Origin of the sequence: Aquibacillus koreensis, from assembly GCF_025154055.1 — a bacterium.
Classification (GTDB): Bacteria; Bacillota; Bacilli; order Bacillales; family Amphibacillaceae; genus Aquibacillus_C; species Aquibacillus_C koreensis.
Genome location: NZ_JAOALK010000056.1, coordinates 195,702 through 219,065 on the forward strand (window position 1 = coordinate 195,702; position 23,364 = coordinate 219,065).

The 23,364-nt window shown below is 36.5% G+C and carries 21 protein-coding genes, 3 pseudogenes and 1 riboswitch; of the genes and pseudogenes, 7 read left to right on the plus strand and 17 right to left on the minus strand.

The genetic code is table 11. From position 1 onward, the window contains the following. Position 1: 1 nt before the first annotated feature. The 6 genes from spoIIIAB to NYQ66_RS17450 all read right to left on the minus strand — a co-directional run bounded on the left by spoIIIAB (position 2) and on the right by NYQ66_RS17450 (position 4,898). Complete coding sequence (spoIIIAB, locus tag NYQ66_RS17425; protein ID WP_259871319.1) at positions 2-514, minus strand: stage III sporulation protein SpoIIIAB; 513 nt, start codon at positions 512-514, stop codon at positions 2-4. Beyond that, positions 459-1,436 carry a stage III sporulation protein AA gene (spoIIIAA, locus tag NYQ66_RS17430; RefSeq protein WP_259871321.1) on the minus strand — a complete coding sequence of 326 codons (978 nt, stop codon included), beginning with the start codon at positions 1,434-1,436 and terminating at the stop codon, positions 459-461. Before spoIIIAA ends, spoIIIAB begins: the two co-directional genes overlap by 56 nt. Positions 1,437-2,195: 759 nt before the next feature. Further along, entirely contained in the window at positions 2,196-2,753 is a 558-nt protein-coding gene (efp, locus tag NYQ66_RS17435; RefSeq protein ID WP_259871323.1) for an elongation factor P, read from the minus strand. A gap of 25 nt (positions 2,754-2,778) precedes the next feature. Further along, positions 2,779-3,840: a M24 family metallopeptidase gene (locus tag NYQ66_RS17440; protein ID WP_259871325.1), complete on the minus strand. Its 1,062-nt coding sequence runs from the start codon at positions 3,838-3,840 to the stop codon at positions 2,779-2,781. Positions 3,841-3,857: 17 nt separating this feature from the next. Next, positions 3,858-4,292, minus strand: coding sequence for a type II 3-dehydroquinate dehydratase (aroQ, locus tag NYQ66_RS17445; protein WP_259871327.1), 435 nt, complete (start codon positions 4,290-4,292; stop codon positions 3,858-3,860). 111 nt (positions 4,293-4,403) lie between these two features. After that, positions 4,404-4,898 carry a YqhR family membrane protein gene (locus NYQ66_RS17450; RefSeq protein WP_259871329.1) on the minus strand — a complete coding sequence of 165 codons (495 nt, stop codon included), beginning with the start codon at positions 4,896-4,898 and terminating at the stop codon, positions 4,404-4,406. A gap of 622 nt (positions 4,899-5,520) precedes the next feature. Here NYQ66_RS17450 and NYQ66_RS17455 point away from each other — a divergent pair. After that, on the plus strand, positions 5,521-5,904 hold the full coding sequence (locus tag NYQ66_RS17455; protein WP_259871330.1) for an SA1362 family protein: 384 nt from the start codon (positions 5,521-5,523) through the stop codon (positions 5,902-5,904). A gap of 39 nt (positions 5,905-5,943) precedes the next feature. Here NYQ66_RS17455 and NYQ66_RS17460 read toward each other — a convergent pair whose 3' ends face one another. Next, the gene (locus NYQ66_RS17460; protein WP_259871331.1) at positions 5,944-6,831 is read right to left on the minus strand and encodes a patatin-like phospholipase family protein; all 888 of its coding nucleotides are present in this window, start codon (positions 6,829-6,831) and stop codon (positions 5,944-5,946) included. 59 nt (positions 6,832-6,890) lie between these two features. Then, positions 6,891-7,664, minus strand: coding sequence for a GNAT family N-acetyltransferase (locus NYQ66_RS17465; protein ID WP_259871333.1), 774 nt, complete (start codon positions 7,662-7,664; stop codon positions 6,891-6,893). Between the two features lie 124 nt (positions 7,665-7,788). On the opposite strand from NYQ66_RS17465, the gene NYQ66_RS17470 reads away from it, so the two are divergent. Next, positions 7,789-8,556 carry a class I SAM-dependent methyltransferase gene (locus NYQ66_RS17470; RefSeq protein WP_259871336.1) on the plus strand — a complete coding sequence of 256 codons (768 nt, stop codon included), beginning with the start codon at positions 7,789-7,791 and terminating at the stop codon, positions 8,554-8,556. 41 nt (positions 8,557-8,597) lie between these two features. Here the strand turns inward: NYQ66_RS17470 and mntR are convergent, their stop codons facing one another. The 4 genes and pseudogenes from mntR to NYQ66_RS17490 form a co-directional block, all read right to left on the minus strand. Next, positions 8,598-9,017, minus strand: coding sequence for a transcriptional regulator MntR (gene mntR / locus NYQ66_RS17475; protein ID WP_259871337.1), 420 nt, complete (start codon positions 9,015-9,017; stop codon positions 8,598-8,600). 133 nt (positions 9,018-9,150) lie between these two features. Then, positions 9,151-10,272: pseudogene (locus NYQ66_RS17480) on the minus strand (vitamin B12-dependent ribonucleotide reductase); the annotation flags it as partial. Between the two features lie 238 nt (positions 10,273-10,510). Continuing rightward, positions 10,511-11,131: pseudogene (locus NYQ66_RS17485) on the minus strand (vitamin B12-dependent ribonucleotide reductase); the annotation flags it as partial. A gap of 732 nt (positions 11,132-11,863) precedes the next feature. Further along, positions 11,864-12,652 (minus strand): annotated as a pseudogene (locus NYQ66_RS17490) (ribonucleotide reductase N-terminal alpha domain-containing protein); the annotation flags it as partial. A 443-nt stretch (positions 12,653-13,095) separates the two neighbouring features. On the opposite strand from NYQ66_RS17490, the gene NYQ66_RS17495 reads away from it, so the two are divergent. Beyond that, positions 13,096-13,488: a rhodanese-like domain-containing protein gene (locus NYQ66_RS17495; protein ID WP_259871338.1), complete on the plus strand. Its 393-nt coding sequence runs from the start codon at positions 13,096-13,098 to the stop codon at positions 13,486-13,488. Positions 13,489-13,530: 42 nt separating this feature from the next. On the opposite strand, the gene gcvPB is transcribed toward NYQ66_RS17495, so the two are convergent. From gcvPB to gcvT, 3 genes are read right to left on the minus strand one after another with little or no spacing between them, the layout of a single operon-like run. After that, on the minus strand, positions 13,531-14,994 hold the full coding sequence (gene gcvPB / locus NYQ66_RS17500) for an aminomethyl-transferring glycine dehydrogenase subunit GcvPB (RefSeq protein ID WP_259871520.1): 1,464 nt from the start codon (positions 14,992-14,994) through the stop codon (positions 13,531-13,533). Continuing rightward, on the minus strand, positions 14,987-16,333 hold the full coding sequence (gcvPA, locus tag NYQ66_RS17505) for an aminomethyl-transferring glycine dehydrogenase subunit GcvPA (RefSeq protein ID WP_259871340.1): 1,347 nt from the start codon (positions 16,331-16,333) through the stop codon (positions 14,987-14,989). Before gcvPA ends, gcvPB begins: the two co-directional genes overlap by 8 nt. Positions 16,334-16,358: 25 nt before the next feature. After that, a complete protein-coding gene (gene gcvT / locus NYQ66_RS17510) occupies positions 16,359-17,462 on the minus strand; it encodes a glycine cleavage system aminomethyltransferase GcvT (RefSeq protein ID WP_259871341.1) in 1,104 nt (367 codons plus the stop codon). A gap of 163 nt (positions 17,463-17,625) precedes the next feature. Then, positions 17,626-17,715: riboswitch (glycine riboswitch) on the minus strand. Between the two features lie 166 nt (positions 17,716-17,881). On the opposite strand from gcvT, the gene NYQ66_RS17515 reads away from it, so the two are divergent. Next, positions 17,882-19,552, plus strand: a complete 1,671-nt coding sequence (locus tag NYQ66_RS17515) for a DEAD/DEAH box helicase (protein WP_259871343.1) — start codon at positions 17,882-17,884, stop codon at positions 19,550-19,552. Continuing rightward, complete coding sequence (locus NYQ66_RS17520; protein WP_259871345.1) at positions 19,530-20,342, plus strand: YqhG family protein; 813 nt, start codon at positions 19,530-19,532, stop codon at positions 20,340-20,342. The genes NYQ66_RS17515 and NYQ66_RS17520 overlap by 23 nt, the downstream gene beginning before the upstream one ends. Positions 20,343-20,378: 36 nt before the next feature. Here the strand turns inward: NYQ66_RS17520 and NYQ66_RS17525 are convergent, their stop codons facing one another. Next, the gene (locus NYQ66_RS17525; protein ID WP_259871348.1) at positions 20,379-20,564 is read right to left on the minus strand and encodes a YqzE family protein; all 186 of its coding nucleotides are present in this window, start codon (positions 20,562-20,564) and stop codon (positions 20,379-20,381) included. Between the two features lie 52 nt (positions 20,565-20,616). Further along, positions 20,617-21,114 (minus strand): shikimate kinase, encoded by a 498-nt coding sequence (locus NYQ66_RS17530; protein WP_259871349.1) that lies wholly within the window; start codon positions 21,112-21,114, stop codon positions 20,617-20,619. A gap of 224 nt (positions 21,115-21,338) precedes the next feature. Between NYQ66_RS17530 and comGA the strand changes: the two genes are divergently transcribed. Continuing rightward, positions 21,339-22,346 carry a competence type IV pilus ATPase ComGA gene (gene comGA, locus NYQ66_RS17535; RefSeq protein ID WP_259871350.1) on the plus strand — a complete coding sequence of 336 codons (1,008 nt, stop codon included), beginning with the start codon at positions 21,339-21,341 and terminating at the stop codon, positions 22,344-22,346. Continuing rightward, a complete protein-coding gene (gene comGB / locus NYQ66_RS17540; protein ID WP_259871352.1) occupies positions 22,306-23,364 on the plus strand; it encodes a competence type IV pilus assembly protein ComGB in 1,059 nt (352 codons plus the stop codon). The genes comGA and comGB overlap by 41 nt, the downstream gene beginning before the upstream one ends.

Here is a 23,364-nt window from a genome sequence, read left to right on the forward strand (position 1 = left end):
TCTAAATCAAGAGTAGTACTACTAAAAGTCCAGTTAAGAAACCTAAGCTCTTTACCATTTTGCTATATCTGTATTGGTAATCTATAGCTTCTTGAAGTTCTCTTTCCAGGTGTGTTAACGCTAACTGAATATGTTTTTGTTGTTGTGTGAAATCGTGTTGTCCTAATGTCCTGCCAAACTGCCTTAATATCTCTTTTTCATTTTGCCCCAGAGATACTAGTGGCCAAAATTTATTTAAATTCTTACTCCAAATATCCGTTAAACTAACTGCAGATTTTTTTAAGTCCTTACTTACAGATTTAAAAAACCAGGATATAGGGTGTGGTAATTGATTGGATACATGGAGACAAGCTTCCACGATTGGAGACTGGCTATACAATATTTCAGCTTCTAGTATTTGCAAGGCACTTTTTAGTTGTCTAATCTGCTTTGGTCTCTCATTTAATTTTTTTGCTAATTCAAACCCCACCCAAGTAGTAGCGCTTATCAATAGAAGTGCCCCGATCCATTTCATTTTGTGCGCACCTCGGTTTCTTCAGTATATTTTTACCATCTTTCGCTAAGATTCCGTTTACCACGCCAGGCTTGTTCGATCTAGACAAACAAACAAACCTATCAAAAACCTCTTGGTTTAGCAACGGTTGCAGAGATGGCCTTTTTTGAATATCAGAAAATGACTCGCCATGAACAGAGCAGATGATTTTCACACCGGCATGTAAAGCTTCCATCAGTGCATCTACATCTTCTTTACTCCCAATCTCGTCCACTACAATAACTTCTGGTGACATCGACCGAATCATCATCATTAGTCCCTCAGCCTTTGGACAAGCATCCATGATATCTGATCTTGTTCCTAAATGATGCTGGGGTACGCCCTTCACACTTCCTCCAATTTCTGAGCGTTCATCTATAATTCCAACTTTGTGCGCAGGCATTTGCTTGTACCCAGTCGAAATGATTCGAGCTAAATCACGTAACAAGGTTGTCTTACCAGTTTGGGGTGGACCAATAATTAAAGTACTTGCAATCTGTTCCTCATATAAATATGGTATATATTTTAACGCAACCCCTATTTTTTCTTTCGCAACTCTAATATTAAAGGATGAAATATGCTTAATTGCCTTCACTGCTCCATTTATGGTATTTACTTTGCCCGATAGACCAACCCTGTGACCGCCTTCAATCGTAATAAAGCCTTCTCTAAGTTCATCCTCGATACGATATAAAGAGAATTGACTTAATTGATTAATTAGGAAAGTACCATCTTCCATTGATGGTATAACATCCTTTAGCATCCGTGACTGGTCGTCAAATATCAATTCAACAGATCTTCCAATTCTTACTCGAATTTCCTGTAAACTTGTCCATTGATCACCAACTTCACTAGTCAACTCGCTTTGTATTTCTGTTGGAAACAGTCTAATGATTTCATCCATATTCCATTCACTTCTTCCTATAGTCCTGTAATTGTTGCTTTACTGTATATGTATGCTAACCTGTCCCATATATGACTATAGAAAATTAAATTAGTAGACACTTACTAGACCGCCCTTAATTATCGTTTATAAAGTAGATTTGATTCAGGAATCAATACGCATCTTTACGAATAAATCCCTTTATCCGCTGTAGATATAAACTCCGACGTAACTAAAAATGGAAATATTGCTCTACCGTTCCGGAAATACACTTCGCTTTCCGTGGGGCGAGCGCCGAGCCGCTTCGTCGCTTTGCTCCTGCAGGGTCTCGCCTGTCTCGCAGATCCCACAGGAGTCTACGCGTATTTCCTCCACTAGCATTTTTATACCATAAAAAAGATAAAGCTTATTCATAAGGGTTGTTTGTCAACAATGTTTTTTATGAACTTTGTTTTGATCACCAAATAAATGTAACTCATGTAACTCATTTACCAAACACAGTTACTAGCGGAACAAGTGAAATTGGCGACACTCCTGCGGGAACAGCGCGAGCCGAAGATCCACTCAGGAGCGCACTTTGCTACTGAGTTAGCTGAGGCCGTGCCCGCGGAAAGGGAGCCAATTTCACTTGAGTAGCGGGTCCGATAGTTACGACGCAGTTTATGGAAACTACGCAGTTATAATGAACAAAAAAAAGAGATTTACTGCCATTTATATTGGCTGTAAATCTCTTTTATGTTTACGTACTATTTTTGTCAAAAAACAGTCAAATCCAGATTATTATCCTCTAGAAATGTATTTTCCGTCGCTTGTATTAATAACTAAAACATCACCTTCGTTAACGAAGAATGGTACTTGTACAACAAGCCCAGTTTCAACTGTAGCAGGCTTTGTACCACCACTTGCCGTATCACCTTTTATACCTGGTTCTGTTTCAGTTACAGTAAGTTCTACGTTATTTGGAAGCTCTACACCTAAAGTCTCACCTTGGTAAGTCATAATATGTACTTCCATGTTTTCTTTCAAGAATTTTAATTCATACTGAATTTGTGATGCTTGTAGCTCTAATTGTTCATACGTATGTGTGTCCATGAACGTATGCACATCACCAGCTGCATATAAATATTGCATTTTTCTATTTTCGATGTGGGCCTTACCTACTTTTTCTCCCCCACGGAATGTTTTCTCTTGGATATTGCCGTTTCGTAAGTTTTTTAATTTTGTACGTACAAACGCCGCACCTTTTCCTGGTTTAACATGTTGGAACTCAATTACTGAGTAAATATCATGGTCTACTTCTATTGTAAGACCTGTTTTAAAATCGTTTACAGAAATCATCGTTATTCCTCCTATAGTGCATCCCTTATAAAATAATTAGTTCTTTAGGTGAGAAATTTAATCTTTCGTTACCTTCTTTCGTTACTACCGTATCATCTTCTATACGACAGCCTCCAACTCCCGGCACATAGATACCAGGCTCTACCGTAACGACCATTCCTTCTTCTAGAACTTGATTCGAACGGAAAGATAAACCCGGTCCTTCGTGAACTTCTAATCCAAGCCCGTGACCAGTTGAGTGACCAAAATACTCACCATAACCCTTTTCTTTGATATGATCTCGTGTTAAAGCATCTGCTTCTTTCCCTGTAATGCCCGCTTTAATACCTTCCATACCTTTCAGTTGTGCTTCAAGAACTGTATGGTAAATAGTATGTAGCTCTTCACTAATTTCTCCAACAGCTACTGTACGCGTAATATCTGAACAATATCCTTTGTATAGCGCACCAAAGTCAAGTGTAACTAGTTCACCAGATTCAATTATCTTTTCTGAAGCAACACCATGTGGTAATGCCGAACGATAACCAGATGCAACAATTATATCAAAACTAGATGATACTGCACCTTGTTTGCGCATAAAAAATTCTAACTCATTAGAAACATCAATTTCACGAACACCTGGTTTGATGAACGTTAAAATGTGATCGAATGCAGCGTCCGCGATTTTTGCTGCTTCCTTTAATATATTAATCTCATCTTTTGTCTTAATCAAGCGTAACTTTTCAACAATTCCACTAGTAGGGACTAGTTCTGCTTCTATTTCTTTTTTAAATTGTTCATAAACAGCAAAAGTTACATCATCTTTTTCAAAACCAAGCTTTTTAACACCTAATTGCTTCACTTGATCGGCAACTTCAAGGCTGATTGGTTGTTTATGCTCTACTACTTTGCAATCTGTTAATTGGTCATTTGCTTGTTCTATGTACCTAAAGTCTGTAATTAACATAGCTTCATTTTCAGTAATAAGAACCACACCTGCGGTTCCTGTAAAATTTGTAACATATCTACGATTGTATGAACTAGTAATTAATAATCCATCTAGTTCATTCTCCTTTAATGCTTGACGGAGTTGATCTAACTTCCCCATAGTTCTTCATCCTTTCTTTATTTCTCTTCTTGTATAAATGCTAATGCTGCTAAACTATAACCTTTGGCCCCTAATCCAACTACTTGCCCAACACAGACTGGAGCTAACAGTGATTGATGCCGAAAATCCTCTCTCTTATGAACATTAGATAGATGAACTTCAATGACAGGAACAGATATAGAACTAATCGCATCTCTTAACGCAATACTCGTATGTGTATAGGCACCCGGATTAAAAATAATACCTTCATAGATACCATCCGCTTGGTGAATAATATCAATTAATTCACCTTCATGGTTCGATTGAAAAGCATTCAAATCATAGTCATACGTTTTCACTAGTTCCAATACGTCCTTCTCAATATCTAATAATGTTTTACTTCCATAGATATCTGGTTCACGTTTACCTAACCGGTTTAAATTAGGACCATTTAACAGCATTAACTTCTTCACGCTTAATCTCCCCACTTTGTCCCATGATTTCTTCATACTTATCTAGTTTATCATAATTAGTGAAAATTTGTGTATGAGAGACCATCCTAATTTCACGATGTAGATTGTATGTTATACGTTTTTTTTCGTTACTGAATCAAGATAATCATAAGAAATCGAGTATCCAACGAATATTCCATATAAAAGAAATAAACAAATAGTTGTAACAACCGTATCCATACTTAATTCAGCCATTTGTGGTACGTTTGGAAAGATCGGTTGCAACAAAAAATAAACAATGAACCATAATCCGACTCCAAATATCGCACTTGGCCATATACTTTTCATTTTTCTAAATAAGCCATAATATACAATAGCTAATAGTACGGAGATTACTCCAATAACAAAAATAGATATGAGTTGTCCTAACCAGGAGTCAGACCATCCTGTTTGTAGCCATGATCTCAATATAAAAGATGCTGGTGAAACAGAAGTAAAATTAAAATAGGCAGCCAATGCACCGAGCATGCTCCATAGCACACCTCCAACAAACCCTGTTAGTAGTGCTTTTGTTAGAAGTGATACAGGTTTTTCTTGTTTATTTTGTTCTAACATCTCATTTTCCATATTCAACACCTCCGCTAATAGAATGACCAAATTACCTATTTTCCATGCAAAAATACGATGGTAATTCCCTGTAGAATGATAAAAATCACTAGTGGTTGGCTTAATTTTCCTGTAAAATAATATTTATATAACGATAACGAAAGCTTCAACAGAAACATATAATAGATACGAAACACTTTTTTATAATTTTCTTGAAAATATAATTAGAAAAACATAGAAATGTTGAATATTTTTCCTAAGAAAGGAAACAATTTAACTATTAGGATGTAATACAAAATCTCCTGATTAAAATGATGGTGATTATGCTTTGGTATCAAAACATAAAGCAATGGAAGAGCACTATTATTATTTTTTCTCTGTTACATCTTTGCTTTTCGCTTACGACATTTGAGATTTTCTCCATCCACTTACGATACTTATTTCGATGATGGACTAGATTAATAACTCTGGATGATTGAATATGAATCTAGTTTCGTTCATGAAACACAAAGCATTATGAATATTCAATCATTTTTATGTGTTTTCCATAATATTGATGTAGAATAAGAATTAATGAGTGGTACACAGGTAATCAAGGAAATCTCTATGTAGGCGATTTAACCACGAAAGGAGGATTTGTAAAATGTTACGCCATAAGTTTTCAGTTTTCATATATGTGCTTATCGGTCTCGCAATTGTTGGATTAGCATTTAATATGTTTACAGACACGGCTTCCTTTTTACTAAATTTAGTTGTAATGATCGCTATTGGTGCCTTAATTTATGGTGCTGTCTACTATTTTTTCCTTAGAAAACGGATGCCTAATGACCTAAAAAAATATAAAAAAGCTGTCAAGCAATCTAAAGTGAAGTATAAGCAAGATAAATTAGCTAAGAAATCTATGTCTCAAGCAACAAGGAAACAAGCACCATTGCTAAATAAAAGAAAACAATCCAAAGAACGAGCTACTCACCTTCGTGTTATTGAAGGGAATAAACAAAAAAGAAAAAATCGAGCATCTTTTTAGGATCTCGATTTTTTCTTTTTTTATTTGATAAGTCTTGCCTTATGGCCAATGCTTTAAGAATGTAGTAGTATGGTTTTTCCCGAGTTCAATTAGTTCATTCTTTTTTTCATTAGATAATTTCAAATTTGATAGATCCACATCTTTTACTGGTAAGAATAATATATCTTTTATCTTGTTTTTCCTGATATACCTTGCATCATGCGCTTTCATCATCGTTGTTATTAGTGCTTCAACCATATCTAGGGCATTGCTAACGTCTTTTGATGGTAACCTAGAAATGGTTTCACTAAGCTTCATACCAATTATGGGCCGCTTTTGTGAACCTCTTTGTTGATCAAATACCCAAATAGGAAGATTACTTAATAGACCACCGTCCACGATGACGCTTTTTTTATATTTTTTATTTTTAAACGTAACAGGAATAAAGAAATAAGGAAGACTTGCACTCATCCGAATAGCCGTTGATACAGGAAATGCACTACCGTTAATTCCATACAAACTCTCTAAATCATCAGGTATAACAATCATTCTGCCTAAAGTTATATCCGATGCAATAACCTTTAATGAACCCTTCGGCAAATCATTGAATGTATACACACCTTTTTCGGCAAGTACTTGGTAAAGCCACTTTTCAAAGGCTGCTCCTTTATATAGACCCATTGTAAAATAGAGCCTAAACCATTTTATAAAAGGTAAATATTTCCCTATTTTCGTTGTATCTAAAAATTCCTTTAAGTTTAAATCATTAAATAATTCCTCTATCTCGTTTGCTTTATAACCCGCAGAAAGTAAGCCTGCTATGATAGCTCCCGAGGAAGTTCCTGCAACTCGGACAAAAGAGTAATTATGTTCCTCTAGTTTCTGTAGCGCTCCAATAAAAGCAAATGCCTTGACCCCACCACCGGAAAACACACCATCAATGTTCACGTTGATCCCCCTAGATCCTGTTTTATTCTATTTATAATAATAGGGAGATGTAATTAGAACTAAGACCTTTTCGCGGTTAACACACATGGATAGGAATAAGTCAGACAAATAAAACCATTGTTCTCTAAAATCGGTTTACTCATTTTGCTCGCATCCACTGTTAAAAACGGGTAACCATACTCCAAGGCTTTCGCTGCGCGTGCTTGAATCAACGCTTGATAATACCCTTTTCTTCTGTATTCCGGTAATGTAGAACCTCCCCACAAGCTAGCAAATGAAGCATTTCTTTCTAGGTACATCCATGCTGCACTTACCAGTTGCTCATCCTTGTAAATGCCATAGAGAAAAATCGAATTTGGGTTATTTTGTTTATCTCTCCATAGCCTCTCTCCTAATTCACTGTGAGAGTCATTCCAGATTTTATCCTCAAGCGCAACAATATCGTCAATACCCTGTTTATCCGTTATTTCTGTCACGATTACATCATTAGATGAAGTCAGATTATACTGTTTTATATCTAGAACCATTAATGCTTCAGGTACTTCCAAGATAAACCCTTCATCTTGTAAAAGTTCCTTTATATTCTCTGGCTGATCATAACTATAGACTTTCCATTCTAGTTCTCGATTTAGTTCTTTAAAGTAAAGCGCTTCATGATTAATTACTTGCTTTGCATTGTGTTCGTTTAAATTAGATGAAAGAATAAAATTTCGCTCACCCAATTCTGACATATAACGAATTACATGATCAGTTTCTTCTTTTATGTATCCCTGCACATTGGCTTCCACTCTTAGCTCTTGGTGAAATAAATCTAATAGTTTCTGTTTTTCCACTAAAATTCCCCCTCGTTTGATCGGTATAACTTTTCCTTATAGATATTGATAATAATTATGTAATTTTCTTATAAAGGAATATCTACTATGATTGAATTATACAACGTAATTGGAGGTTTGAACGATGGCAATAAAAAAAGATATTCAAATACAGTTCGGAAATAACGCGGATGCATACGTAAATAGTGATCTTCACAAGAAAGGAGAGGATTTAAAGAAGATTATTGATCTAACGCAATTACAAGGTACGGAAACAGTACTTGATGTAGCAACTGGAGGTGGGCATACAGCTTTAGCTCTAGCTCCCTTTGCAAAAAACGTCGTAGCCCTGGACCTTACAGAACAGATGTTGTTAAAAGCAGAAGCTTATGCGTTGGAATGCGGTCATGAAAACATCTCATTTATATGTGGAGACGCTGAAAACATGCCGTTTCCTGATGAACAGTTCGATCTGGTCACTTGTCGTATTGCAGCACATCATTTTCCTAAAATATCATTATTTCTACAAGAATCCTATCGCGTATTAAAAAAGGGTGGTACGCTTATCCTTGATGATAACGTTGCTCCTGAAAATGATGAGCTTGATTTTTATTACAATGAAATAGAAAAAAAGCGTGATTATAGTCATCATCGTGCTTGGAAAAAATCGGAATGGATCCATATGATAGAACACAAAGGGTTTAGAATAGAAGAGTTATGTAGCTTCCCTAAATATTTTCAATTTGAATCATGGTGTTCACGCATGCAGTTATCCATGAAAGAGAAACAAGAACTAAATGACTATATGTGTGCTGCAACTTCACATATAAAAGAATATCTAGAAATTAAAACAGACAATATCTTGGTTCAGTCTTTTAGAGGTGAGGCAGTCATACTAACGGCCAATAAATAAGGACTAGAAACAATAAAAAGTCTCGCTAAATGCGAGACTTTTTATTGTTCTGATTTTTTATGTATGAGTTCTAAATCTTCAACTCTTTTTGGATCTTCCTCAAAGTATTGCACTAAATCACCAATACGATCAATCGAGTTCCAACTTAAATGATGTTCTATTCCTTCCACATCATCGTAAATATTTTCTTTATTTACACCGATGATCTCAAGGAATTGCTCTAATAATTCGTGACGGTAAACTAATCGTTTACCTATCTTTTTACCTTGGGACGTAAGGATTAGGCCTCTATATTTTTCATAATTTAAGTATTCATCTTTATCTAGCTTTTGTACCATCTTGGTAACGGAGGAAGGGTGAACTTGAAGTGCTTCGGCAATATCGGACACACGCGCATACCCTTTTGCTTCAATTAGCATATAAATTTGTTCAATATAATCTTCCATACTCGGTGTTGGCATAGTGCTCCTCCATTTCTTAAATCCGCAATTTTACCCATCATAAAAAGGATACACTAGTTTTTCATCATAGACAAGCGTATTACAGAATGATAAATAGAAAAGACGACATATTCGTCGCCTTTTCTTCAAAATATTATAGCCCACATTTTAATTGTGCATTACAGTTTGTACATGTATTGCAGCCACCAATATCTTCTACTGTTCCTTTTCGACAAACCGGACAAGTGTCGCCTACTTCAGAACCTATCGTTACGTTTGTTTTTTCAAGCTCATGGATCGTGTCCATTAATACAACGTGTGGCTTGTTTGATTCTTTAGTAGTTTCTTCTTTTTCATCAAAGCTATTATCTTCCGCTTTTAAAGTTAGAACTTGTGAGTCACGGCTTCCGTCGACATATACAGTTCCACCTTTAGCGCCACCGTTGTACAGTCTTCGATAGACATTTTCTACTTGTTCAACTGTATAACCTTTTGGTGCGTTTACTGTTTTAGAAATAGAGCTGTCTACCCATTTTTGGATCACACATTGTGTATCCGCGTGTGCTTCTGGAGCAAGCTCCATAGCCGTTACAAACCAATTTGGAAGATTGTTTGGATCTTGACCTGGGTTTGCATCTAAAAATTCTTGAACGATATCTGCTTTTACTTCAATAAATTTACCTAATCTTCCACTTCTGAAATAAGAGAAGGAGAAGTATGGTTCTAAACCGGTAGAGACCCCAACCATGGTCCCTGTGCTACCTGTAGGAGCAACAGTTAGTAAGTGTGAATTTCTAATCCCATATTTCAAGATATTTCCCCGAATATCTTCAGGCATTTTTTTCATATAGCCAGTATTAATAAAGTTTTCACGAAGTTGGTTTGTTTCTTCTTCTGTTTCTCCAACTAAGAATGGGAAGCTTCCTTTTTCTTTTGCTAGTTCGATGGAAGTTCTGTAAGCCGTTGTAGCAATCGTTTCAAAGATCTGATCGACTAGCTCGTTTCCTTCTTTGGAGCCATACTCCGTTTCACAGTAGATCAACAGATCATGTAGGCCCATAACTCCTAGTCCTACACGACGTTCTCCTAGTGCTTGTTTTTTGTTGGCTTCTAGGAAATATGGCGTTGCGTCAATAACGTTGTCTTGCATTCGTACGCCAGTTTCGACTGTTTGTTTTAATTTTTCAAAATCAACTGTCTTATTAACCTTATCCGCTACAGAAGCTAAGTTAACAGCAGCTAAATTACAAACAGAATAAGGTGCGAGTGGTTGTTCCAATTTTGTTATCTCAAGGGCTTTTTATCCCTTGATTCTTATACTTGTTTTTCGTATAAGTTCAGCATATCTTTTCATTACAGAGTTTGTAATGCTGCGGCCTCGTGGTGGGATTATATCTTTTCACCCACTATGCGTTGCCCCTGACTATGGTTTCCATAGCCTTCGGTTCGGATTAGCATTTCAGCCTTCCCGCTTTATTCCGCAGTTTTTTACGTGAGGCAAACTAACCTGCTCTACCACACGGATTTGTTGCAACTACTTGCTGGCCATACGCTTTAGCATTGGTCATGTCATTGGCATTATCAATAAAGAAAATACCAGGTTCTGCTGAGTACGTTGCACAAATATTTATTAGGTTCCATAACTCTTTTGCTTTGATTTTACGATAAACTCGGATGCCATAACCTAATTCTTCCCATTTACGTACATCACCGTATTCATGCCATGTTTCATTGTAAGCTTTCATCTCTTCAGCAGAATAACCTTCTACATTCGGGAAACGAAGATCATAATAATCGTCATTTTCTACTGCTTCCATGAATTCCTTCGTTAAACAAATAGAGATATTAGCACCTGTTAGAAACTCACTATTATGAACACTGTAGGTTCCACCAGTGTTTAATTTTTCTTCTGCCTCTTTAATTGCTCGATCCGGGAAACCGCCTTGTCCCGGCATTGTTTTGTAATTAACAATTCCCTGGAACATATCGCGTTCTGTTTCCGTTAATGGTGTAAACTTTAGCTTTTCTTTTGCTAAGTGCTTGATGTGATCATCTTCTGTATTTTCAATTAAGAATCGTAAAATTCTTGGATTTTGCATTTTAGAAATAATAAATTCAATAATGTCTGGATGCCACGTTCTACCGTCCTTTTCAGGATACTTTAACTCTGCAATATGCAGACGGACTAGACTATATCATCACCCTCAGCTTTACTGTTAGGGGTTGGGCGCTTCGGGATAAGATCCCTACTCTACTAACTATTTTAACTTAAGATAGCTTTCGATAGTCTTTGAACCTTCACCAGTAAAGGCGCTTGGCTGCGGATTGTCCAATTCAACTGATTTTTAAGCATTCACGTTTACCATTTCTAGTTACGTTGTAGCTCAGTTGACTATAAGGATTTTCCCGCAATTCACCCAATTTACTTGTTATTCATTTTCTGAATAACGCGGACTAACACTTAATCCGCTAACATAATCATTTGTGCTCCACGCTTATTGTTACTCCACTTTAAGTGGGGCTGAGTCATTTCTGCCCAGCTCTCATGCTTTCACATGAGATCAGACTATATCATCAAAGAAGAATACCTTCTTTGTCTCGCGCCCCGTACTTTTTGTATTAGTTGTACGGTCTACTCTTTCCTTTTATCCAAGAAACACTGATCATAGCATTTCTGGGCAAATTCAGGAAGTTTCGATAGTCGTTGAACGTTCATCTTCGTTTCCAAAGATGCTTCGCTGCTGATTGCCCAATCTTTATCATTTTTAACATTCACGCTCACTGTTGCCAGTCACGTTGTAGTTGATAAAGCTCTAAGGGGATTCCAGCAATTCACGAGATTTTAATCCCGCCGATTGGAGTGATTAACGGGATCCACCTTGTTCCACAAGATGTGTCAATTTAGCAATATCATCTAACCAAGAAACAGAACCTGATGATTTACCATTTACACCGCGCGCTAACGTATTTCTAGGTCTTAATGTTGAACCATTCGTTCCAACACCACCACCACGACTCATGATTTCCATTACTTGTTTACGGTGATCAGAAATACCTTCACGTGAGTCTTTCACATAAGGCATAACATAACAATTAAAATAAGTTACTTCTGTGTTTGCACCTGCACCATAAAGAACACGTCCTGCAGGGATAAAGTTTAGATTTGATAGTTCTTGATAGAACCTTTCAAACCATGTTTGTCTATTTTCTTCGTCAGCTTCTACTTCGGCTAAACCAGTAGCATTTCGACGTGCAATTTGCTCATAATAAATCTCAAGCGGTTTGTCAATGACGTCTAATGATCGTGTGACAACACCTGTTTCTACTTCCTTCTCGTTATCTAGCACAGAAACAAATTCTTTGTCCACTTGAATATCAGCTTGTTTTGTTTGCCAGTTTATTGACTTTACATATCCAAGTCCTCTTGCTGGAAACTTCGGATCTGATTTTACAGTCAAAACGACAAAGTCGCCCTCACTTAATGTAATTTTTTCAGTGTCTTTAAACGCGTAACGATCCAACATTACAAGTCGTGAAACACCTTTATGCGTGAGTTTCATGTCGCTTGTAATTGGATGGACCTGAGGGAACAAATGAATGTCTTTGTTCAACTTTTCGACATTTATCTCCATTCGGACTTCTGTCACAGCTCCCATCTTCCACATCTCTCCTCTACTAAATAGATTACATATATGTAAATCTATGATGATTAAACAAATTATTGTTTGCAGTTTCTAATTTAACATAAAACCGGAATTTAAAACAATATATTGTGTTCGAAAAATAAAAAGATACTATATATTGATATCAAGAACAATTAAACATTAGATTGTCAACTTCAAAAACATAAGATATTACATGTAATTAATAGATATTGAACGATAAAATATCATTTTATTTACAAAACAGATATTTTTTAGATTTGCAAAAAACTTAGACACAGGATTAAACTCTTACAAACCCAGACAAACCTTGACAATATTACGTTTCGGCGATTTACATGTTACTACCTAATATTTCTTAAAGAAATATATTTTGAAAAATGGTATAATCGTCGTATAATAAGTAATAGACTTTATAGATAAACGGGGGAACATCAATGTTTGAATTATATCTTTTAATTGGCGTAGTGATCGCGTTAGTTATTGTTAGTGTATATCGTTACATGAAACAACAACGAATTTTAAAAACATTAACCGAGGACGAATTCCGGGAGAGCTACCGCAAAGTACAACTGATCGACGTTAGAGAACCAAAAGAGTATGATGCTGGTCATATTCTTGGGGCAAGAAATATACCATTAACGCAAATGCGCCAACGATTAATTGAGCTACGTAAAGATCAACCAATCTATTTGTACTGTCAGAGTGGCGCTCGTTCATCAAGAGCTGCAATGTTACTTCACAAAAAAGGCTACCGAGACTTGAACCATCTAAAAGGTGGATTTAAGAAATGGAGCGGAAAAATAAAAAAAGCTAAAAAAGGCTACTAAAAAGTACTAAACCCCCTTCGTCATGTGAAGGGGGTTTTATTATTAAATTTCTTTTTGATAACGTAAAATCGGCTTTCTAGCTGCAGTTGTTTCGTCCATCCGTTTTACTATCGTTGAATAAGGTGCTTCTTGTACGATCTCGGGATTCTCCTCTGCTTCTTTTGCAATTTGAAGCATCGTGTCAATAAATCCATCTAAAGTTTCTTTGGATTCTGTTTCTGTCGGCTCGACCATCATCGCCTCTTCCACATTCAACGGGAAGTAAATGGTTGGAGGATGATAACCAAAGTCTAGTAATCGCTTTGCGATATCTAGCGTACGTACCCCTAATTTTTTTTGGGTCTTGCCAGACAAAACAAATTCATGCTTACAATGTTGTTTATAGGGTAATACGTAGACATCCTGTAAGCTTCTCATCATGTAATTTGCATTAAGCACTGCATATTCACTGACTTTTTTGAGCCCTTCTGCCCCCATCGTTCTAATATACGTATATGCACGTACGTTGATCCCGAAGTTTCCGTAATAAGGCTTTACTCTTCCTATTGAATCTGGGCGGTTATAATCGAATACATATGTCTCTTCTTTTTTAGTTAAGACTGGTTTAGGTAAGAACTTCGCCAATTCTTTAGAAACGCCAACTGGTCCAGAACCAGGACCGCCTCCCCCATGTGGGCCAGTAAATGTTTTATGAAGATTTAAATGAACAACATCAAATCCCATATCTCCTGGGCGTGTGTAGCCCATAATGGCATTTAAATTAGCTCCATCATAATACAAACGTCCTCCAGCCTCATGTACGATTTTAGCCATTTCTAATATCTCTTCTTCAAATAAGCCCAACGTATTAGGATTAGTTAACATTAATGCAGCAGTATCAGATCCAACCACACGTTTCAAATCTTCTAAATCGACTAACCCTCGCTCATTTGATTTAACAGTTACCGATTCAAAACCTGCAACTGTTGCCGAAGCAGGATTCGTACCATGTGCGGAATCAGGAACAATTACTTTCGTGCGATTAAAATCACCATTCGCTTCATGAAACGCACGGATCATCATTAATCCTGTCCATTCACCATGTGCACCAGCAGCAGGTTGAAGTGATACCTCAGCCATGCCTGTTATCTCTGCTAGTGATTGTTGCAAATCATACATCACTTCCAATGCACCTTGTACAGTTGTTGTATCTTGGTATGGATGGATATGACTAAATCCATCTAATCGGATAACATCCTCATTTATCTTTGGATTGTATTTCATCGTACAGGAACCTAATGGGTAAAAGCCAGAATCAACACCATAATTACGACGCGATAAACCTGTATAATGTCGGATGATCTCTAACTCACTTACTTCTGGTAATTCGGGCTCTTGTTTACGGATGTACTGCTCATCTAAAGATTCTTCTATGTTAAATGCTGGTACATCTAATTCAGGCAAACTAAAACTCGTTCTCCCTGATTTGCTATGTTCAAAAATTAATGGAAAGTCTTGATTAGCCAACATGAACACCTACTTCCTCGACGAATGCATCGATCTCATCTTTTGATCTAATTTCTGTTACTGCAACCAACATATATCCAGACATGGTTGGATCCATTAATTCTAAATCATACCCACCAATAAACCCTTTTGATAGTAAGGCTTGATTTAGTTCGCTTACTGACTGTTTCACATCAACGACAAACTCGTTGAAAGATGGACCTGAAAACACAACGGAAACACCCGCTTCTTCAAACTTCTGTTTCGCGTAATGTGTTTTTTGCATGTTAAGCCAGGCCATTTGTTTTAATCCTTGTTTTCCTAATGAACTCATTGCCACTGAAGACGCTAAGGCATTTAGTGCCTGGTTCGAACAAATATTAGATGTAGCTTTATCTCTGCGAATGTGTTGTTCTCTTGCTTGGAGCGTTAACACAAATCCTCGTTTACCATCTTCATCAACCGTCTGCCCTACTAATCTACCTGGTACTTTCCTCATTAATTTTTTTGTTGTCGCAAAGTAACCACAGTGTGGCCCACCAAATTGTGCTGGAATTCCAAACACTTGGGAGTCTCCAACCACTATATCTACCCCGAATTCACCTGGTGGTGTGAGATAACCTAAGGCTAATGGATTGCTTGATACAACAAACATTGCTTTTTGATCTGCTAACATTTCCTGTACTTTTGCTAAAGGTTCAATTTGCCCAAAAAAGTTTGGATATTGAATGACGACGCTAGCAATTTCGTCAGTCAGTTGTTCGCGCAGTTGCTCTAGGTCTGTTAATCCATCTTTATGATCAATCTCTATTACCTCAATACCTTGACCTTTTGCATAGGAGTGAATAACCGCTCTCGACTCAGGGTGCACTGTTTTTGACACAATTACTTTCTTACGTTTTGTCTGTGCTGCACTGAGATTTGTTGCTTCCGCTAGTGCAGTTGGACCATCGTACATAGAAGAGTTAGCAATATCCATACCTGTTAATTCACAAATCATCGTTTGAAATTCAAAGATTGCCTGTAGCTCTCCTTGTGAAATCTCAGGTTGATACGGTGTATAAGCAGTATAAAACTCTGATCTTGAAATCACATGGTCGACAATAGAAGGAATATAATGATCATATACACCTGCACCTAAAAAAGATGTATGTGTTTTCGTGTTAACGTTTTTACTCGCTAACTGCGTAAGCTCCTTCATTAATTGAAATTCGCTTGTCGGCTTTTTCAATGCTAAATCTCTATTAAGTCTTACTTTCTTTGGAATGTCTGAGAAAAGTTCTTCAGTAGAAGTAATCCCAACCTTCTCCATCATTTCCTTTTTGTCTGATTCAGTCATTGGTAGGTAACGAAACTCCATATTCTGTATCCCCCTTGTCCTTCTATTAGGACCGCTTATAAAATGGTGTGGAAACTACAATTGCTCTAAGTTTTTTCTTGCGTACATGCACAATTAATTCCTGTCCTTCTTCTGCAAATTTAGAATCGATTAACGCAAGACCGATATTTTTTTGAAGTGTTGGTGATTGTGTTCCTGTGGTAATAACCCCTATTTCTTTATCTTCGGAAAACACGTGATAGCCGTGTCTCGGAATTCCTTTTTCAATCATTTCGATCCCTACAAGCTTGCGTTTAGGTCCTTTTTGCTTCTGTTGTAGTAGAACCTTTTTGCCAATAAAATCAGACGTTTTGTCAACCTTCACAGCAAACCCTAAACCTGCTTCGATCGGTGTAATCTCTTCATCAATCTCCTGACCATATAATGGTAAGGTTGCTTCAAAACGCAACGTGTCTCTTGCACCTAACCCGATAGGATGAAGACCTTCTGGTTCCCCAGCTTGTAAAATTGTGTTCCAGAGCTGTTGACCTGAATCAGCATCGATATAAATTTCAAAACCATCTTCACCTGTATATCCAGTTCTTGAAACAATTGCTTTATGTTGAATCCCAGTAAATGAAACATCCGATCTAAAGTTAAAAAATTTAATCTCTTCCAGAACTGTATCTGTTAAAGTTTGTAGAATTTGCTCTGCTTTTGGACCTTGTATAGCAACTTGAACGTAGTCCAATGAGACATTGGAAATATGTACATCACCTTGTTTATGTTTAACAAGCCAATCAAAATCTTTATCTGTATTTGAGGCATTGACGACCAATAAATAATCGTTATCTTTTATTTTATATACGATTAAATCATCAACCGTTCCACCATTTTCATAACACATAAGGCTATATTGTGCTTTGTTTGGTTGTAGCTTTGCAATGTCATTCGTCAACATACTTTGCAGAAATGCTTCGCTATCTTTTCCCTCTACCACAATTTCTCCCATATGAGATACATCAAATAAACCTGCTGTGGTTCTTGTCGCCTCATGTTCTTTCTTTATCCCCGAAAATTGAACTGGCATAGCCCATCCACCGAAATCAATTGTTTTAGCTCCATGCTTTTCGTATTCGGGAAACAAAGGTGTTCGCTTTAGATTCGTCATCATTTCACTCCTAACCATATTTTTTACAATAAAAAAAACAGAGACTCCACCAATTTCAAGTGAAGTCTCTGTCCGTGAACCAGAAAGTTTCGTCCCGATCGAATCGATCAGGCTTGCTTCTTGGGTAGTTTACCAACGTTACTGTAAACACTCTCCAGAGTTGCGTCACATAAGAGTCTTTTTGCCTGAGAGATTCGCAGTTCTTGCTTGCTCCTTCGGCGCCACAAAAAGTGGTCTCTCCTCTTACAATCATTCGCACCTTATTAAATTATTATCATTTGGATATACTAATAGTCATGCAAAAAAAGGAATATCCATTACTAAAACTACTTTTCATAGTTGAAATTATATCATAGCTACAAACATTTGTGTCACAAAATATTCAAAAAACTACGTAGACAGAAAGGTGGGTTTTCTAGATGAATATCGAGTTGAACCGCGATTATGATTTTATAGATGATTTGGACACGAAACTCACTAATGATGAAACCTTGAGTTCTTGGGAACTTTTCCGGATGTCCTATCAATCTTCTGTTGCAACAATGACAAAAGAGTTTAAGGGATTAACCGCTCCTAATCATCTACCTCATATGACATTTTTAGAGCACCAATTAGAATGTGCCCAACAGGTAGTCGAAGAAATGAATGGAAGAGGACTCCTTGCCGATGAGGTTGGTTTAGGGAAAACAATTGAAGCGGGATTAATCCTAAAAGAATATATGATTCGGGGATTAGTAAAGAAAGCACTCATTCTTGTACCTGCTTCCTTGGTCAATCAATGGGTTAATGAGTTAAATCAAAAGTTTTATATCCCAGCATTTTCACAGAGAAAACGTCCTGTATGGGATCAAGACGCTGTAGTTGTTACATCGATGGATACTGCAAAGAGACCACAGCATAAAGATATTATTTTGGATCAAGAGTACGATTTTGTTCTTATCGATGAAGCGCATAAATTAAAGAACCATAAAACCAAAAACTATGAATTTGTAAGGCAACTAAAAAAGAAATATTGTCTGTTGTTAACTGCAACTCCTGTACAGAATAAACTCAGTGATATATTCAACCTTGTATCCATACTAAAACCAGGTTATTTAGGAAACTATGAAGCGTTTACGAAGCAATTTGGTAGAGATCGAAAAAACTTATTTAATGACGCGCATCTAAAACAACTTATTCAGAAAGTAATGGTGCGAAACCGCAGAGAAGATACTGGTATTGATTGGACAAAAAGAAATGTAGAAACGGTGTGGATTGATTTTTCAGAAGACGAACAAAATGCTTATAACGAGCTTAGTAGAATATCAAAAGAATCTTCTAATTTTTCATCGATTACTTATACGAGAGAATTATGCTCTTCACGAGAAGCGTGTTACCTTTCCTTAAAGAAAATGTTAAGTCAAGATAAGTATATTTCTAATCGTAGCGACTATGAGAACTTCTTAAGTACAATTGAACAATTACCACATCATGCTAAAGCAGATAAGGTAATTGAGTTAATACAACATACAGATGAAAAGTTTATTATCTTTACCGAATATCGTGCCACACAATTTTATTTGCAGTGGTATTTACAACAACATAATATTTCATCTGTTCCATTCCGAGGTGGCTTTAAACGTGGTAAAAAAGATTGGATGCGCCAACTTTTTCAAAACAAAGCACAAGTATTAATTGCAACGGAAGCTGGTGGGGAAGGGATTAACCTACAGTTCTGTAACAATATGATTAATTATGACCTACCCTGGAATCCGATGCGTTTAGAGCAAAGAATCGGTCGTATTCACCGGTTTGGTCAAGAACATGATGTAAATATATACAACTTTGCAATTAAAAATACGATGGAAGAACATGTACTGAACTTACTGTATGAAAAAATTCAATTATTTGAGCGCGTAGTAGGAAATTTGGATGCCATTCTAGCCGATTTAGAAATTGGAGATATAGAGAAAGAAGTACAGACGATCTTTCAAGAATCGTCAACAGACGGTGAAGCGAAGATTAAATTAGAGAACCTTTCTTCTGTAATCTCCTACGCACAACATAATTATAATGAGGAGGATCTTGATGACACTCGTGAATCTTCATGATTTTCTGAACGATTATTTTACATCGAACCATTGTGAAATCTTAGAGAACAACAATGGAAAACTACACATTCAATTAACAGATAAAATGGATGAATTATTAATGAATCGACCATTTTATTGGCAATATGTGAAAAAGCTAGGGTATCCTGGTGAACCAATGAAAATAAGCTTTATTACAAACCCCAATCGTCGCGAAGAAGAAGGCGAATGGATCCACTTTGGAAGCCCGAGATTACATCAAATATTTCGCGCCCTTCAAACACAGGGGAAATTCACTAAGTTATATGAACATGTTCAATCTGGACAAAGGACAGCCCTAGTCCCTTGGCTAGTAACCAACTTAAAAATTAGCTACTCAGGCAAACAAAAAAAAGATGAAATAGTTTCCATTGGACTTCAATTGATAAATGGCGCAATGAATTTGAATATGATGCAAGATTTAGATACTATCTCTCTGAAGCCAAAAATATCTGATTTCAGTTATACGATGACACCAATTATCCGTATGAAGAGTGGGTATCAGCGCATCTTGAATTACGTGGAGCAAGAGTTACAAAATAAGGATCATATTTGGGCAGAGGAATCTTGGAATCATTTACAATCAGAGAAAAAGTTATTAGAACATTTTTATCAGGATACTACAGAAGATGAGGAATATGAAAATCGGTTTGAACAAGAACTGAAGGATATTGAAAGTTTATATAAACCAGTAATTGACATATCTGTTATTAATGGCGGATTATTTTATTTGACGCAACAAACCTCTAATAAATTATTCCTTAGTCGATAGCGAACAAATAAAAAAGAAAAAGTAGTTAATATACAACTACTTTTTCTTTTTTACTAATAACTTGAACGCAAATGGTAATAACCCAAACCATCGATTCGATAACGTATCTTGCTTCCGTTGACTTTTGTTTTCTTGTCTTCTTTTTTTTCTCTCTTCTTGGGGCATATCCATATACTTTACAATCTCTTGGGTCATAAATTTCATATAATCGTTACCTGACACAGATATCACCTCATCAATCGTTATATGCTTAGTTTATCCCTCTTACCATTTATTATAAGTTCAATACCCCTAAGATTTCTGATGCAATCATATCTGGAGACTTTCCATCTGTTTGAACAATGACGTCTGCAGTACGTTTATATTTCAGGTCTCTTTCTTCTAATAATTTTTGTTTGTCTCTTCCTGCATTATTCCAAATCGGACGAGTAGTATCTTCTTTTAAACGAGTTACTATCGTTTCCCACCCTGTTTCCAAGTACACTACAGAACCATTATTTATTAACCAATCGATATTTTCTTCTCTTTCCACGATGCCTCCACCAGTAGATACAATCGTATTCGCAGTTGGCGCTTGTTTTAAAATCGATGTTTCATACTTTCTAAATACATCTTCCCCTTTTTCTGCAAATATATCTGAAATGGTTGTCTCATACGTTTTTTCTAACAATTCATCCGTATCGATTACGTTAATATGTAATATATTTGCTAACGCTTTGGATACACTTGTTTTTCCGCTCCCCATAAATCCAATTAAAAAAATGCTTTTCAACCTTCTCCCCTGCTTTCTACTTTTAATTTAAAAATTACTTATAAATTATCGTTTTCTGAAACGATTACCTTTGGTTCATAAAAACTAAGTACTTCATAAATCTCAATTGGAGTGACAAATATCTTCAAACAATAATATTTTTAAAACTTTTTTACAATCCTTGAAGGAATTCCTTTCTTCTTGTCGAATATTGTATCATTAAACAAAAGTGAGGTGAACCACTATTGAGCCTGGCAGCAGTTTTTTCTAACAAACTCCTTCTGTCAGCCATCCAAGCTACCGCTTCAGATATTCATTTCTGCCCTTCCTCTACGATGACTGATATTTATTTCCGAGTTCACGGAAAACGCATTTTCCATCAATCCATTCCATCAAAGCAATTCGACACCCTTCTCACCTACTATAAATTCACATCCGGCATGGATATTGGAGAATCAAGAAGACCACAAAACGGCACAACGAACTACCAAACACATCAACAAAAGTTTTCTCTAAGACTTTCAACACTTCCTGTTCATACACAAGAAAGTTTAGCAATTCGAATCTTACCTCAACAAGAATCATTAAAATTAGAGCAGCTATTTTTATTCCCAAACCAACTAGATAAAATTAAACAATGGATTAAAAATCGATCCGGAATTATTTTATTTACAGGCCCGACCGGAAGCGGCAAGACCACTACTCTTTACGCGCTTCTCCAATCCCTTCTCACACATGAATCTTTTCAGGCAATTACGTTAGAAGATCCCATTGAAAAAGAAATAAATAATATACTGCAAGTACAAGTAAATGAAAAAGCAGGAATCAGCTATGATGCTGGACTAAAGGCAGCATTACGACACGATCCTGATATTATTATGGTTGGTGAGATACGCGATCGAGAAACAGCCCATTTTGCCTTTCATGCTAGCTACACCGGTCATTTAGTTCTAAGTACACTCCATGCCAAAAATGCCCTCGGGACCATTCATCGCCTTCTCGAGATGGGAATAAAGCGTACGGATCTGGAACAAAGCTTAATAGCCGTAGCATCCCTACAATTGCTTCCCATTGTTACAAACAGTCATTTACCATCACGCGCAGCAATTTTGGAACTACTAGATACGGGTATGTTACAGGAAGCCATTCAAAAGAACGAAATCTCTGAGCATCATCCCTTTTATTCCTTTGAAAGATTAAGGAGGAAAGCATATGCGTATGGCTTTACAACTAAAGATGTTTTTCCTTCCTAAGCAGGCAACCTTACCCATTCAACAACAATATAAATTCCTATTAAGACTTGATCGGTTATTGAATCATGGGTACACCATATCTTATGCGCTTGAGATCTTGCAATGGGATCACCAGTGGATTGAAAGTGCTTCAACCATCTCAAATTATTTGGAACAAGGTAAACCGTTAAACGAGGCATTGCTCTATGCAAAATTTGATAAGAAAGTCGTCTCATTTATGTATTTTGCAATGGCACATGGTGATCTAAAAGCGGCTTTAAAACAATGTTGTACGATGTTAAAGCAACAAATTGAATTTATTAGCAAATTTAAACAAGTATCTCGTTACCCGATTGTTTTGTTTTTTATTTTTATGATACTTCTATATTTCGTAAAAACTTCTGTTTATCCTTCTTTTCTGCAATTATTTGCTTCAACGCAAGCTTCTTCACAATTAGGAGTCATTTCCATGTACACCATCGATTTTGTTTACCATTCCATCATTGTAGTCTTTATCACATCTTTATGTCTTTTGGTGTACGTTATTCGAATCGGTCCTAAAATGGATGCACAACAGAAGATTGCCTTATATGAAAAAGTTCCTATTGTACGAACTTACCAAAAACTTCATATTACTTTCCTATTTGCTCTACATTTAAGTTCGTTATTAACTGCGGGAATCTCACTAAAAGAAAGCCTTCATATGCTTAAGAACAACCCAGATTTAGTTATCATTTCTTATTATGCCACCCTCATAATAGAAGAACTTCATGAAGGGAAACACCTGTCATCCATACTTTCTTCTTTCTCAATGGTAGAAAAAGAACTCTCATCCATTTTTCAAAAAAATGCGAATCACGAGGATCTTATAAAAGATTTAACTTTCTATGCCTCGTTTTTAGTTGAACGTATGGAAGAAAGAACAAAAAGGTGGATTTCGTTGCTGCAACCGGTCTTCTTTGTTGTGATGGCAGGCTTGATTATATTTATATACTTGTCCTTAATGTTACCGATGTTCGAATTAATTCAAACTATATAG